The organism is Wenjunlia vitaminophila DSM 41686 (assembly GCF_000380165.1).
GTDB classification, from domain to species: Bacteria; Actinomycetota; Actinomycetes; order Streptomycetales; family Streptomycetaceae; genus Wenjunlia; species Wenjunlia vitaminophila.
In genome coordinates, this window is the sequence record NZ_KB904636.1 from 61,853 (window position 1) to 75,424 (window position 13,572).

13 protein-coding genes are annotated in these 13,572 nt (G+C 72.4%); 11 read left to right on the forward strand and 2 right to left on the reverse strand.

Annotated elements, in window-relative coordinates:
* The first annotated feature begins 76 nt into the window (after positions 1–76).
* The 5 genes from A3IG_RS0102865 to A3IG_RS35815 all read left to right on the forward strand — a co-directional run bounded on the left by A3IG_RS0102865 (position 77) and on the right by A3IG_RS35815 (position 5,848).
* A complete protein-coding gene (locus A3IG_RS0102865) occupies positions 77–1,105 on the forward strand; it encodes an alcohol dehydrogenase catalytic domain-containing protein (protein WP_040910736.1) in 1,029 nt (342 codons plus the stop codon).
* 109 nt (positions 1,106–1,214) lie between these two features.
* A complete protein-coding gene (locus tag A3IG_RS0102870; protein ID WP_018382041.1) occupies positions 1,215–2,309 on the forward strand; it encodes a flavin monoamine oxidase family protein in 1,095 nt (364 codons plus the stop codon).
* 123 nt (positions 2,310–2,432) lie between these two features.
* Positions 2,433–3,704 carry an MFS transporter gene (locus tag A3IG_RS0102875; protein WP_018382042.1) on the forward strand — a complete coding sequence of 424 codons (1,272 nt, stop codon included), beginning with the start codon at positions 2,433–2,435 and terminating at the stop codon, positions 3,702–3,704.
* Positions 3,701–4,012: a sulfurtransferase TusA family protein gene (locus A3IG_RS0102880; RefSeq protein ID WP_018382043.1), complete on the forward strand. Its 312-nt coding sequence runs from the start codon at positions 3,701–3,703 to the stop codon at positions 4,010–4,012. The genes A3IG_RS0102875 and A3IG_RS0102880 overlap by 4 nt, the downstream gene beginning before the upstream one ends.
* Positions 4,013–4,906: 894 nt before the next feature.
* Positions 4,907–5,848 (forward strand): hypothetical protein, encoded by a 942-nt coding sequence (locus tag A3IG_RS35815; protein WP_322887981.1) that lies wholly within the window; start codon positions 4,907–4,909, stop codon positions 5,846–5,848.
* Positions 5,849–6,507: 659 nt separating this feature from the next.
* Here the strand turns inward: A3IG_RS35815 and A3IG_RS34940 are convergent.
* Positions 6,508–6,867, reverse strand: coding sequence for a hypothetical protein (locus A3IG_RS34940; protein WP_018382046.1), 360 nt, complete (start codon positions 6,865–6,867; stop codon positions 6,508–6,510).
* Positions 6,868–7,482: 615 nt separating this feature from the next.
* Positions 7,483–8,310 (reverse strand): hypothetical protein, encoded by an 828-nt coding sequence (locus A3IG_RS0102895; protein ID WP_018382047.1) that lies wholly within the window; start codon positions 8,308–8,310, stop codon positions 7,483–7,485.
* Positions 8,311–8,667: 357 nt separating this feature from the next.
* Between A3IG_RS0102895 and A3IG_RS0102900 the strand changes: the two genes are divergently transcribed.
* The 6 genes from A3IG_RS0102900 (at position 8,668) to A3IG_RS31720 (ending at position 13,542) form a co-directional block, all read left to right on the forward strand.
* Positions 8,668–9,927 (forward strand): alpha/beta hydrolase, encoded by a 1,260-nt coding sequence (locus A3IG_RS0102900; RefSeq protein ID WP_018382048.1) that lies wholly within the window; start codon positions 8,668–8,670, stop codon positions 9,925–9,927.
* Positions 9,928–10,166: 239 nt separating this feature from the next.
* Entirely contained in the window at positions 10,167–10,316 is a 150-nt protein-coding gene (locus A3IG_RS34070; protein ID WP_018382049.1) for a lasso RiPP family leader peptide-containing protein, read from the forward strand.
* A gap of 165 nt (positions 10,317–10,481) precedes the next feature.
* The gene (locus tag A3IG_RS28385; protein ID WP_018382050.1) at positions 10,482–12,170 is read left to right on the forward strand and encodes an asparagine synthase-related protein; all 1,689 of its coding nucleotides are present in this window, start codon (positions 10,482–10,484) and stop codon (positions 12,168–12,170) included.
* On the forward strand, positions 12,127–12,420 hold the full coding sequence (locus A3IG_RS0102915) for a lasso peptide biosynthesis PqqD family chaperone (protein WP_018382051.1): 294 nt from the start codon (positions 12,127–12,129) through the stop codon (positions 12,418–12,420). Before A3IG_RS28385 ends, A3IG_RS0102915 begins: the two co-directional genes overlap by 44 nt.
* Positions 12,417–12,827: a lasso peptide biosynthesis B2 protein gene (locus A3IG_RS0102920; protein ID WP_018382052.1), complete on the forward strand. Its 411-nt coding sequence runs from the start codon at positions 12,417–12,419 to the stop codon at positions 12,825–12,827. Before A3IG_RS0102915 ends, A3IG_RS0102920 begins: the two co-directional genes overlap by 4 nt.
* 280 nt (positions 12,828–13,107) lie before the next feature.
* Positions 13,108–13,542 carry a DUF5959 family protein gene (locus A3IG_RS31720; protein WP_157862303.1) on the forward strand — a complete coding sequence of 145 codons (435 nt, stop codon included), beginning with the start codon at positions 13,108–13,110 and terminating at the stop codon, positions 13,540–13,542.
* Positions 13,543–13,572 lie beyond the last annotated feature (30 nt).

Consider the following 13,572-nt stretch of genomic DNA (forward strand, 5'->3'; position numbering starts at 1 on the left):
GCGCCTACGGTGGGGTGCCTGCTGGTCCAGCATAACCAGCACCTATGAGAGTCGTTTCTGTCCAGGGAAGGGCGCCATGTCAGACAGCGCTGTGGCCGTGGTCGTGACCGAACCGCGGGGCCCCCTGCGTCCGTCCGTGGCCAGGACGACGGCGCCTGCGGGACGGTGGGTCCGCGTATCGGTCACGGCGAGCGGTGTGTGCCACGCCGACATCTCAACGGCTGCAGCCGCCGGCGCCGGCGTCTCCTTCCCGGTCACCCCGGGCCACGAGGTCGCGGGTGTGATCGCCGAGATGGGCGATCAGGTGGAGGGCTGGTCGGTCGGGGATCGGGTGGCCGTCGGCTGGTTCGGCGGGAGCTGCGGGCGCTGCGCCTCCTGCCGGGCGGGCGATGTCGTCCACTGCCCGGACCGCAAGATCCCCGGCCTGTCCTACCCGGGTGGCTGGGCGCAGAGCATCACCGTGCCCGCGGACGCGCTCGCGCGCGTCCCCGACGAGCTCGACCTGTTCGACGCGGCCCCGTTCGGCTGCGCGGGCGTGACCGCCTTCAACGCGGTCCGCAACGCCGGCGTCCCCGCGGGCCGACGGGTCGCCGTGTTCGGTCTCGGCGGCCTGGGGCACTTCGCCGTCCAGTTCGCGGCGAAGCTCGGGTACGAGACCGTCGCCGTCGCCCGGGGGAACGACCGCGACCGGCTCGCCCGCGGCCTCGGCGCCCACCACTACATCGACAGCACCGCCCAGGCGCCGGGCGCCGCCCTGAAGGCACTCGGCGGCGCCGACCTCATCGTCCACACCGCCTCCTCCACCGCCCCCGTGGACGAACTCCTCTCCGGGCTCGACGTGCACGGGCGGCTCACCCTCGTCGGCGTCGACGCGGGGTCGGTGAGCCTGTCGGTGGCCCGGCTGGTCATGAACGGCCACACCCTCACCGGACACCTGACCGGCAGCCCACGGGAAACCGAGGAGGCGATGCGGTTCGCCATCACCAACGGCGTCCGCCCCCTCATCGAGCGCATGCGACTGGAGCAGGCCGGTGAAGCGGTCGCCCGGCTGCGCTCCGGAGCTCCCCGGTTCCGCGTCGTCCTGGACACCGCCGCCGACGGCTGACCAACCCCCGTTTCCACGTCTGCGTCCCGACGCGCAGCCGCCCGCCCCGGCTCCGACGGCACCCGCGCGCCCTCGAAGGGCGAGTGCCGGCCTGCAGAAAGGATTCCTCATGTCCCACCGGCACAGTCACGACGTGATCGTCGTCGGCGCCGGCGCCTCCGGACTGGCCGCAGCCAGTTCGCTCCACGCCGCCGGTCTCGACACGGTCTGCCTGGAGGCACGTGCCCGCGTCGGCGGCCGCATGCTCTCCGTGGCCACCTCGTACCCAGGGCGGGCTCTCGACCTGGGAGCCACCTGGTTCTGGGACGGCGAGGAGCGCATACGCACCCTCGCCGCGCGCAGCGGAATCGCGACCTTCGACCAGCACCTCGCCGGCGACACCCTCCTCCAGGAGACCACCGGCACCCGCCGGCTCACCGGCAACCTGCTCGACGCCCCCTCCCACCGCTTCACCTCCGGGTCCCAGAGCGTGGCCACCGCCCTCGCCGGCACGCTGCCCGCCGAGTCCCTGCTGCTCAACACGCCGGTCACCGCCATCCGCCAGGTCAGCCAGCACAGGCTCACCGTGCTCACGCCAGCCGGCCCCTCACACGCCAGGCACGTCATCCTGGCCATTCCGCCGGCCCTGGCGCTGGAACGCATCGACTTCCACGACGCCCTCCCCGCTGACCTCGTGCGCCTCGCCCGGTCCACGCCGGTCTGGATGGGCACCGTCACCAAGGTGGTCGCCCACTACCCGGCCGTCTTCTGGCGCGAGCGGGGACTGGCCGGCGCGGTATTCAGCAGGACGGGTCCGCTCCAGGAGATCCACGACATGTCAGGGCCCGACGGGCGGCCCGCCGCACTCCTCGGATTCGCCCACGCCCGCGCTGTCCGCCCAGGATTCGACAAGGCCGTCACCGGGCAGCTCGCGCGGCTCTTCGGTCCTGCCGCACCAGCCCCAGACGTCCTGCACGTGCAGGACTGGAGCACCGAACGCTGGACCGCCCCTCCCACCGTCCACCGCCTCACCGACTACTCCCTCCTCGGCCACGCCCTCTATCAGCGGCCGGCACTCGACGGCCGCCTGCACTGGGCCTCGACCGAGACGGCCACCGAGAACGCCGGACACATCGAAGGTGCCCTCGCCGCCGGAGAACGGGCCGCACGATCCGTCCTGGCGAGCGCCGGGCTGCTGAACGGCGTCACAACCACGCGCCGCTGACCCAGTTCCGCCGGTCCGCGTTCCGCCCCGCACTCCTCAGACCACGGCCGACGAGACGGCCCGCCCCCACTCCGCCCCACCACGGACCCGCCCGGCACGCACGCAGCGTTACTGAAGGAACCGATGACCAACACCTCACCCGTCCGAAGCGACATACCCACGGTTGTCGCCCAGCGCCGTGTCCTGCGCGTCCTCGTCGCCTCCCAGATCCTCAGCGGGGCCGGGCTCGCCGCCGGCGTCACCGTCGGCGCGCTCCTCGCCAAGGACATGCTCGGCACCACCAGCCTCGCCGGGCTGCCCAGCGCCCTGGTCACCGCCGGATCAGCACTCACCGCCATCGCCGTCGGCCGCGTCTCCCAGGCCCACGGCCGCCGCCCCGGCCTCGCCGCCGGCTACTTCGCCGGCTCCGTCGGTTCGGCCGGCGTCATCCTCGCCGCCGTCCTCGACAGCCCCCTGCTGCTGTTCACCGCCCTGTTCGTCTACGGGGCCGGGTCCGCCACCAACCTCCAGGCCCGCTACGCCGGAGCCGACCTCGCCGCTCCCAACCACCGGGCCCGCGCCGTCTCCACCGTCCTGGTCGCCACGACCCTCGGCGGCGTCGCCGGCCCCAACCTCGCCGCACCAACCGGCGCCCTCGCCGAACACCTGGGCATCCCCAACCTCGCCGGCCCCTTCATCCTCTCCGGCCTCGCCTACGCACTCGCCGCCCTCGTCCTCGCCCTGTGGTTGCAGCCCGACCCCCTCGTCCTCGCCCGCACGAGGGCCGCGGCCACTGAAGCCGCGGCCACTGAACCGGGCTCCGCGACCGGTCCGGCGACCGCCGACGGTCCCGACACGAACGAGGCCCGCGGCGGGCTCGTCCTCGGCGCGCTCGCCATGATCCTCACCCAGCTCGTCATGGTCGCGATCATGACCATGACGCCGGTCCACATGCACGACCACGGCCATGGCACGGCCGCCTCCGGCCTCGTCATCGCCATCCACATCGGCGCCATGTACCTGCCGTCGCCCCTCACGGGATGGCTCGTCGACCACTACGGCCGCACGAAGATCGCTGCTGCCTCCGGGACCGTCCTCCTGGCCTCCGGTGCCCTCGCCGGGCTCGCGCCCGCCGACTCCGTCGCCCTGCTCGCGCTCGCACTCGCCCTGCTCGGCCTCGGCTGGAACTTCGGCATCGTCTCCGGCACCGCGATCATCACCGACACCGTGCCACTCGCCACCCGCGCCAAGACCCAGGGCCTGGTCGACGTCTCCATCGCCGTCTCGGGCGCCACCGGCGGCATGGCATCCGGCATCATGGTCGCCGCCACCAGCTACCCCGCCCTCGCCCTCACCGGCGGCATCCTCTCCCTCGCCCTGCTGCCCGCCGTCGCCGCGACGGCGTACCGCCGATGAACCCGGCGGACTCCGGTGTCCCCGCCCCCGACCTCGTCGTCGACGGAACCGGCCTGCACTGCGTCGCGCTCCTCCTCCGCCTCCGCAGCGAGATCGACTGTGCCGGGCCCGGCACAGTCGTCCACGTCGTCACCACCGACCCCGCCGCCCCGCTCGACCTGCCCGCCTGGTGTCACATGACCGGCCACCACTACCGCGGCCCCGTCCCCGGTGCCCAGCAGTCGGTGCACGCGCTCGTACTGGCCGCCGACGCACTGCCCACCAGAGCCGACGCCCCCTGGCACCCCCGTGACGAACACGTGCCGTGACCGGAGCCGGCGGCGGCCGGCGGGCACGGACCGGCGCCAACCCGGAACGTTTCGCCACTCACACAGGTGCTCGAAGCCGCTCTCGCCCACGCAACCATCACGCCGAATGCCAGCCGAATGGAGCTGAATGCCCGATGATGGGGACCGCCCGGGGCAATGAGGCAACCAAGGTGCAGCAAAGAGGGAGGTACGCACATGGTGGAGGCCGGCACACGGCACGAGGAGCGTGTAGCGGGGCGGGTGTGGACGGTGCGCTTGGATCCCTACGGCCGCCCGTCCGCCGGCACGGTGAGGCTTTCGTGCTCCCGCCCGGCCTGTGCCGATCAGCGGTTCCCCGGCGGCACCGCCGTGGGGCGCAAGGCTGCGGTCAGTCACGTCAACACGCACCTGGCCCGCATCCGCGCGGGCGGGGGGCCGCGCGGCGAGGCATGGTGCGCCTGCCGCGCCGCCGACTGCGCGTGGCACACTCCCGAGCCCGTCGCCGGGCGGCCCGGCCGGCCGGCGGCAGGGGCGGTGCGGTGCGAGGGCCCGGTGGTGTTGACGGTGTACGCGGACCGTGCCGGACGGTTATGGCGGATCGCGGAAACGTGCGCGCGCTGCGCGGCCGCCACTCCGAACTGCCGCGTCCTGGACACCGCCCGCCCCCCGTCCCGCACCGCCCCGCCCGGGGTGGACCAGGCGACGAAGGCGCACACCGCGGAGCGGGGGCCCACCGGCGGCGCGGTCAGGGCTGGTGTGGAAGCGGTGTTCTCCGACCACGGCCCCTCCCCCGCAGCCGACGCATCTCGTTCACCGGCCGCCGGGGCGGCTTCGTTCCCTCGCGCCCGCACCGCCCCATCGCCGGCCCAGGCGTCCCGGCGGGCGAACCGGTGGGGGAAGATCGCGCAGCGGATCGTGCCGAGCGATCTCCAACCCGACGCCCTGCGCCTTGAGCTGATCGAACTGGGGGACGCGTTCCGCACCTACCAGCAGCGCACCGAGCCCGACCTCGTCCTGCTGGCCGAGCTTCACGAGCGCAAGGCCCGCGCGTTCGCCCTGTGGGCGGACGTGAGTGGCGACGTCTCCCTGCGTCACGAGGCGGAGCGTGCCGAGAAGGCCGCGCAGACCACCCGCGAGATGCACGAGAACCGTGTCGGCCTGCCCTTCGGCGACACGGCGGGCCGGAACGGACCCGTGGTGGTGCGGCTGTTGACACGCAAACAGGCCACGCATGCCCGTGCCGTGCTGGACTACGTGGCCAGGGCCCCGCACCCCGAGCCCGAGGTGCGCCTCGCGGTACTCATGCTGACCCTGCGCGCCGCGCGCGCCGGCACCGGGAACATCACCGGCCAGGACCTGATCGGCTGGCTCCAGAACCATGCCGAGCGGGTGCTGGAGTTGCTGGTCGCGGCCGACTGGCTGCGTCTGCCCGGCACCGTTGCCGAGGTCATGGCCTCGCGGCCCGAAGCCCCCACCGCCATCACCGTCCCCACGCTGCTGCCCGAGCAGCCCCGCCCGTTCGACTTCGGCAAGACCACCCGTTCCAGGATCTCCGGCTGGGCGCAGAAGGCCGTGGGTGACCGGAAGATCCGCAAGAAGAAGGGCGGGGCCGCCACGCGCCTGCTGGCCCTGTACACCGCGGCCCACACCCGCCCCGACGGACGGCTCAGCAGTCCCGAGGACGGCGGGCTGCACCTGGACCACGTCGCGGCGTTCTGCGCCCTGCCTCCCGAACTCGTCGCCGAGCACGCCGAACTGCTGGTCGCTGCCGACTGGCTGGTCGAGGCCGACACCACCGGAGGAAGACTCAGCGGACAGCTCACCGAGCGCGTCCTGCCGCTGTCAGGGCTGCTGTAGCACGCCGCCTCCATGCCGACGTCACGTTCGCACGACACCGCGTTCACTGCTGGGAACGCCGCTCCGTCCCTGACGCGGGCACCTCGCACGGCCTCGAAGCCGACTGCGCGCCGCACGCCGAAGAGCGTGCGGGCAGGTGCCGAGGCAGAAAGGGGGACTGCCCCGGAAGGAGTTGGAGTGTGGACTCCGTGGACGACGCGTGCTCGAGGGATACCCGCGCCACCCCTAGATGTGCTGACCGAGGAACCTTTCGATCAGTGCCCAGAGGGCACGCGCCCCCAAGGCGATCGCAAGCCGACCAGCAACGTCGCGGATCTTCCCCTTGGCTTCCGGGGAAGGGCGCGATTCATCCATCACTCCACCTCATCTCTGGGGCTGCGTCCCGTCACCATGCGCGACGGGGCGCCCCCCTTTCAGAGGTGAGGCGGTATCAGGTTAGCTCGCCCTTCGATTGATCACCGAGGAATGCCCGAGAGCGGTCAGCCAACAACCGTCCGGGCCAGGATGCGGCGCGCCCACCGCACGGTCACGGGTCGTCCGGCCGCAGACGGTGTGTCCGTCGCGTCCGCGCGAGCCGGGGCCCACGCCCGGCCCCGGGCCGCCCCAACCGGCCCCGGGCCGAGCAGCGAAGAGCCGCCCGGACCGGGACCGGGGTGGGTTCAGCCCGTGATGAACCAGTCGTCGTCGAGGTACTCCAGGGTGGAGTCCCCGAGTTCGTCCTCCCCGAAGGTGACGTCCGCCCGGATGGCCCCCACCGGAATGTCGACCTTCACCGGCGACCCCACGATCACCCGCGCCGGGTCGACCGTTGCGGTGACCAGCGCCGCCTTCTGCACAGGCGAGATCATTTGGAAGACCATCCGGAAGGTGACCTCACACGGACCGAAGCCCTCCGCCTCTGCCTGCTTGGCGCCGGGGCCTGCGATCTCGCACACCGTGTCGATGTCCTGGCGGCCCAGCGCGTGCAGGTACTCCTCGTACCTCTCGATCGCCGCCTCCTTCGTCTTCGGCGCCGGCACGGACCCGGCGGGTACCGACGCCGACTCGGAAGGCTTCGATGTCGACTCGGAAGGCTTCGACTCCCGCTGGGAGGGCGCCGAGGCCGAAGCTGTCGGCGCCGAGTCGGGAGCCTTCGGCGCTGACGGAGCAGACGCAGGCGCCGACTCGCCGGTGGCCTTCTCGTCCGTATCCTTCGGCCCACACGCCGTCAGCACCGCGACAGCAAGGAGCACTACACCCACTCTGGTCCGCACCCGAGTCCCTCCGGAGAAATCACATCTGTCTGCAGGGGGACACGCACTCAGCGCCCCGGCGGTTCTCCGCGCGGCCGGCGTATGCGGCGATGCTCCCCACACCCGGGCCGTTCCCCCCGGCGAAGGAGCACGCAGCCAGCGGGTGGAGATGGCTGGTCGTCGAGGGCCGGAGTACCCCGGCTGACAGCTCCCACGGCCGGCCACCGGCGGCGCCGAGGACGGCGGCGTCGGGTTTCCACGCCGGTCACACCACACCCGGTGAGCCGGGGCCAGCACTCCGACGGACCAATCAGATTCCGGTGCTCCGGACCTCCGCCCGTACGTCGCGCTTCCTCCCGTTGACCGCGCGGACTGGTGCGACGCCGCGGCCCCGCGGGGCTGTCAGTCGTCCAAGGGCAGTTGGTCTCCGGTGGCACCGGTCTCCAGACGCGCGTAGTCAGGGTGGTCCAGGCGGTGGTGGGCATAGATCTGGTCGGCCCACGGCGGATCAAAGGGTGTGAACGCGCGTAAGCCGAGGACCCGGCCGATCGGCCGATCGGGATGGGCGGCGTTGAAGTCGGTGACCGCCGCCGCTTCGCCGATCTGCTCGATGGTGCCCGGCAGGTCGTCGAGGTAACAGGTGACCCTCGGCAGCAGGTGTTCGTGCTCGGGGCCGCGGAACAGGTCCAGGGCGGTCGTCGTCGAGGAGTAGTAGTCCAGGTCGAGGCAGACGAACCCGACCGGGTGATCACGCAGCAGGTCCGATCGGGCGTCCAGGTAGTGCGGCAACGTCTCGGCGATGTCGCCGATCACCAGTTCGGCCGCGCCCAGACGGGCCCGCAGCCGCTCGTGGTCCATGGTGTAGAAGCCGGGGCCGTACAGGTAGGGCACGTCTCGGAGGTCCCCGGCGGGGGGCATGCCCACGCCGCTGTCGAACCCGACGACCCGCACGGCCACACCGGTAGCGGTGGCGTAGTACTGGGCGTGCTCGGCCAGGGCCAGCAACCCGTTCCCCCCGGCCACCCCGAACTCCACCACCGTCACACCCCGGTGCCCCAGCCGCGCGGCCAACTCGGTGGCCCGGCGAACGCCATAGGCGTAGTGGGGCCGCTCGACCAGACCGAACCGATACGCCGAGGCGACACTGACCCCGGGCAGCCGCCTCAGCAGTCGGTTGCGCACGGCGTTCCGGGTGCCGGACTTCGACCAGTCCCACAGCACCTCAGCCATCCCACCGGTGGGCCGACGACCGAACGGAAGACCCCTCTGGGCAGTCGTACGTGAACCCCTGCGCACCACAACGCTCCCCCAGCCCGACGGACAACGATCAGCGGCAGCCTTCCCGCTCACGCACCCCGCCCAATCCCGTGCTCTAGTCCGCGGCGAGTTGGGCGCTGCGGGGGCCGGGCGATACTGGTGGACACGTGAGCCCCCCGGTCCCCGACATGGTGTGGCAGGCCTGTCCCTACCGGGGGGTGTGTTCCTGTCCGGAGCCACGGCACCGATCCGGCAGGCACCACCGCACGGCGCACCACCGTCCGGCCGCGGTCGCCCTGGCCGGTCTCGAACCCACGGGGAGGAACATCGGTGAGAACCGCCGCACGCAAGAAGGCCGCCGGCGCCGTCTGCACGGCGCTGGCTCTGTGCTTCGCCACCGCCCACACCGCTGAGGGTGCCGCCGGTCCCAGTCACGCGGAGACCCGCGGGTCGCTGGTCTCCGCCGAGGCCCTCTACACGTTGGAGACACCGAAGGACGTCACCTCGCAACTGAGGGGCCTCGGTTTCCCCAGCGATTCCACGCGGTACGGAGTCGATGCGTACCGGCTGGTCTACAACACCGTCGACGCGCACGGCAGCCCCACCACCGCCAGTGGACTGCTCGTCCTCCCCCACGACGTCAAGGGCACGCTGGTGCCCGTGTCGTACACGCATGGCAGTGAGCTCTTCGACAAGGACGCTCCTTCCACCGATCCGTTGGGGTTCAACGCCGGCGCCCCCATCACCTACGCGTCCGCCGGTTTCGCCAGCGTCGCCCCCGACTACCTGGGCATGGGCACGGGGCCCGGCACCCATCCGTGGCTGGACGTCCCCTCGGGGACCACCGCCTCGCTCGACATGCTGCGCGCAGCACGTGAGTTCATGCCCCGCACGGGCAGCACCATGGGGCGGGACGTGCTGGCGACGGGCTTCTCGCAGGGAGCGGAGACGGCTCTGGGGCTCGGCCGTGCCCTGCGGAAGGGCGAGGACCCGCGGTTCCGGCTGGCGGCGCTCGCTCCGGTGAGCGGCGCGTACGCCCTCCGCGACGCCCAGATACCGGCGATGTTCTCGGGCGAGGTCTCCGCCAAGGCGAGCGTGGTCAACGCGGCCTACGCCTATGCCGCGTTCGACCGGACCTACGATGTCTACGACGAGCCCGCGGATGTCTTCCAGCAGCCGTACGCGGACTCGGTGGAGGCCCTGACCGAGGGGCGGCACAACTGGCAGGACCTGGCCGAGGCGACTCCGGGCACGCTTGCCGAACTGCTCACCGCCAGGGGTCGGGACCTGCTGGAACACCCGCGGGGAAACATGGCGAAGGCGCTGTGGGCGGCGGACAACTCCTGCGAGGAGTGGTCACCGCAGGTCCCGCGCCGCATGTACTTCTCCGCTGGTGACGAGCAGGTCGTCAACGCGAACACGAGGCAGTGCCTGGCCGACTTCGCGTCGCAGGGCGTACGGTTCCCGACCGTCGACGTCGGGCTCGAAGAGTGGCACGGCTCGCGCCATTTCGGTTCCAACGTGGCAGCCACCAGACAGATCGTCACATGGTTCCTGTCGCTCGACAGCGGTCCGGGGACCACGAGCTGAGTCGCTGGGGTCGGCGGGGCCAGCGGCGTCCCCCGCCCCCCCCGTTCACTGGTGTTCACGTCGTGACGTGCCAGCGCCAGACACCGGGTGGGTCAGTGTCTGACGCTGGCGCGGGCACCGAACACCCCGGTGCAAACAGCAGTCCACCGGCCACTCGAAGGGGTCCAACGCACATCTCGTCACGCACTCAGGGGAATGGCTCACTTGCAAGCAGTAGCCAACTGGAAGGGTGGTCGGTGATGGAACGGGAGACGCGCGGGGAGACGGCCGAGGTGTACGAGCCTCCGGTGCTGGTGGGGATCGGGGACTTCGCTGATGAGACACAGGGGCAGTGGATCGGTGCCGAGCCCGACGGAAGTTGGGGGCACCACTTCACTCCCCCGAGCTGACCCGGCTCCGTGACATCGCGGTGTGGCGGGCGGTGGTTCGTGGTTCTCCCGGATCACGAGGCGGCGCCCGCCGTTCTCGATCGTGTGCGGCGCTTCGCGTGCAGGGTCGTGTCACACGCCTCAGGCCGGCCGTGGCTCGTTGGTTGCTGGTCGGAGCAGGAGTCGGTGGCGTCGACAGCCGGGAGGGACCGCACCGTTCTGATCGGCTCCTCCCCGCTCAGCCACGGGGAGCTCGCGACACCCGACCTCGCCGCGGGGACGGCGGGGAGCTTCCACCTGCTGGCCTCCCGCGACGGCAGGGTTCTGGCACGGGGAACCAACGCCGGGGACCGACGGTTGTACACCGCACGGGTCCACGGGATCACGGTGGCCGCCGACCGGGCGCTGACCCTGGCGTGGCTGGTCGGGGCCGAACCCGACCCGACCCAGCTCGCCGTCGGCCTGCTGGTCCCGTGCGTCCCCCACCCGCTGGACGCCGCGGCCGTGTGGTCGGGCGTCGCTGCGGTGCAGCCCGGGGATGCCCTCCTCCTGGGAACCGACGGCACAGCGCGTACCGAGCGGTGGTGGCACCCCCCGTCGGCGGACCTCCCGATCGCCGAGGCCGGGCGAGGGTTGCGGGAGGCGCTGCGTGCGGCGGTCGCGGTGCGGGTTCGTCCCGGCGAGGTGTGGGGAGCGGACCTCTCCGGCGGAATGGACTCCACGTCCCTGTGCTTCCTCGCCCACGAGGCCGGCGCCCGTCTGGTGGCCGTGACGATGGAGCTGGCCGCTGTCGGCAGCCAGGACGCCCACTACGCCCGCGAAGCCGCGCGCCACCTACCGGGTGTCACCCATCTGACGGTTCCCACCAGCGAGCTTCCGGACTTGTTCGCCGAGCTCGAGCAGCGCAACCCTCCGGGGGACGCGCCCACCGCACTGGTCCGCAACCGTGCCCAGCAGAACGAGACGGCGCGCATGCTGGTGCGGCACGGCGCACCGCGACGGCTGTGCGGCCACGGCGGAGATGACGCCGTGATCCCGCCGCCCGCCTATCTGCACCGGCTGCTGCGGGACCGTCCCGCGGCAGCGTGGCGAAGCGCCGCCGAACACCGCGCCGCCGGGCGGTGGCCGCTGACAGCGACGGTCGGTCAGTTGCTCTCCCGGCGCGGACTGGCCGGCTGGCTCGCCGAGCAGGCCGCCACCCTGGGTGGCGTCCACCGTGGTGCCGCCCCCGGGTGCGACTGGGGTCCCCGTCTGGCGCTTCCCCGCTGGGCCACCCGGGAGGCGCGTGACCTGGTGGCGGCACGCCTGCGCGCGGTGGCCGAAGGGTGCGAGGCCCTCGCCGCGGACCGTGGCTCCCACGCCTGGGCCCAGTCCTTTCGTGCCGCCGGAAGCCTGGCCGGTCAGATCGCGGACTGGTCGCACCACGTCGGGCTGCCCACCGACATGCCGTTCTGCGACGACGCGGTGTTCGATGCCTGCCTCCGCGTCCGTCCCCAGGAGGCCGGGGATCCCGCCAGGTTCAAACCCCTGTTGACGACGGCGATGCGTGGGGTCGTCCCGGAGGCGGTCCTGCGGCGCACCACCAAGGACCACGCCGGGCACGAGTGGTACGCGGGGCTGACGGCACAGCGCCGCGTCCTCGCGTCCTGGGCGGAGGACTCGCGCCTCGCGAACCTGGGGTTGGCCGACCCTGTCGTCCTGCGTCGAACGCTGCTCGCCCCGGCCTTGCTGACCGGCGGTGTCAGCGAACTGGAACCCACCCTGGCCACCGAGGAGTGGCTGCGGGACCTCGAAGCCCGCCCTTTCCCACCTCACCTGAAGGAGCATCGCTGTGATCTCTCCAGCACACCGGGCGGGCCTGCGACTCCGCCGTGACGTCACCGCCTGCGACACCGGCACGGGCATGGTCCTGCTCGACGAACGGGCCGGCCGTTACTGGCAACTGAACAGCACCGGCGCCCGAGTCCTCCGTGCCCTCCTCGACGGCGACACCCCCGACCAGGTCACCGACGCGCTCACGGCGACCGCCGGTGGAGTTCCTCGTGCCCGGGTCGCCGCCGACGTCCACGGCCTGCTGACCCGGCTCGCGGCGGCCCGCCTCACGGAACCGGCTCCGGCACGGTGAACCGGCCCCTGGACGCCGCCCGGCCCCGGCTGTCCCCGCGCCGCCGCCTGCCCGCCCGGACCGCCGTCGCCGCCGCCTGCCTCCTGGCCCGGCTCTCCCCGCGCCACCTCAGAGCCGTGCTGTCCCTGCTGCGCCGCGGGGCCCGCCCGGCCACCCATGACCAGGCGCTCGCCGCTCGCCGGGACGTCACGGCCACGTCCACCCTCTGCGCCGGCCGGTACTGCCTCCAACGTTCCCTCGCCGTGGTGCTGCTGTGTCGGCTGCGTGGCACCTGGCCCGCCTGGTGCACCGGGGTGCGGATGCCGCCGTTCGCCGCCCACGCCTGGGTCGAGGTGGACGGACGGCCGGTGGGTGAGCCGGAGGACGTCGCCACCTACCACGTCCTGATCACCGTCCCACCGAAGTGACCGACGCCGGGGGCGGGCTCCCACGGCGGGGCGGGCGTGGTGGGGAGCTCTCCCTCGTTCCCGGTGCGCGACGGGCGGGTCCCTTCCCGCCCCGGCCGACCCGTGTGGTGGGGCTCATTGGGATGCCGTTGCCCACACCCGGGGTCCTTGCATGTCACCGTGTACGGGTACCGTTCCGCACGGCACGACCGCACTCGACGACCACGGCTCCGTCGCCTACCGTGGCACGCGTTCGTGAGGGTCCGCGCGTCGGCGAGGATCGATCAGCGCGGGGGTGGGCGTGGAGGAGCACGAGCCGTTCGCGTTGCTGCGCATCGTGGGCACGCACGGCGGCAGTGTGGTGGTCCAGATGAATGACTCGTACGCCCCGGGCATCCCCGACGTCAGCGGACAGCTCTTCGTCCACAACGACTTCGTGACCGGCATTCACGACACCTATGTCGCTCCCGAAGACCTGGCTGGCTGGGCGCACGTGTTGGACGAGGTCGCCGCGGGGCGTGACGCCGTCTGGCGCGAGGCGGCGCGGGTGTCCGAGGTCGGCATCCGCCTGGACTGGCGGGAGGACGACCACGATCGCATCACGGTGACCATCGACGACCAGCAGACGACGAGGCTGTCCGTCTCGCTGCACGTGGACCGCGGCTGGATCGACGAACAGCGTGCCCTGCTGGAGAGGCTACGTGCCGCGTGGGCACGTCTCATCCCTGAGGACTGAGACGTTTCCCGGGTCCTCGTGGGGTGGGCC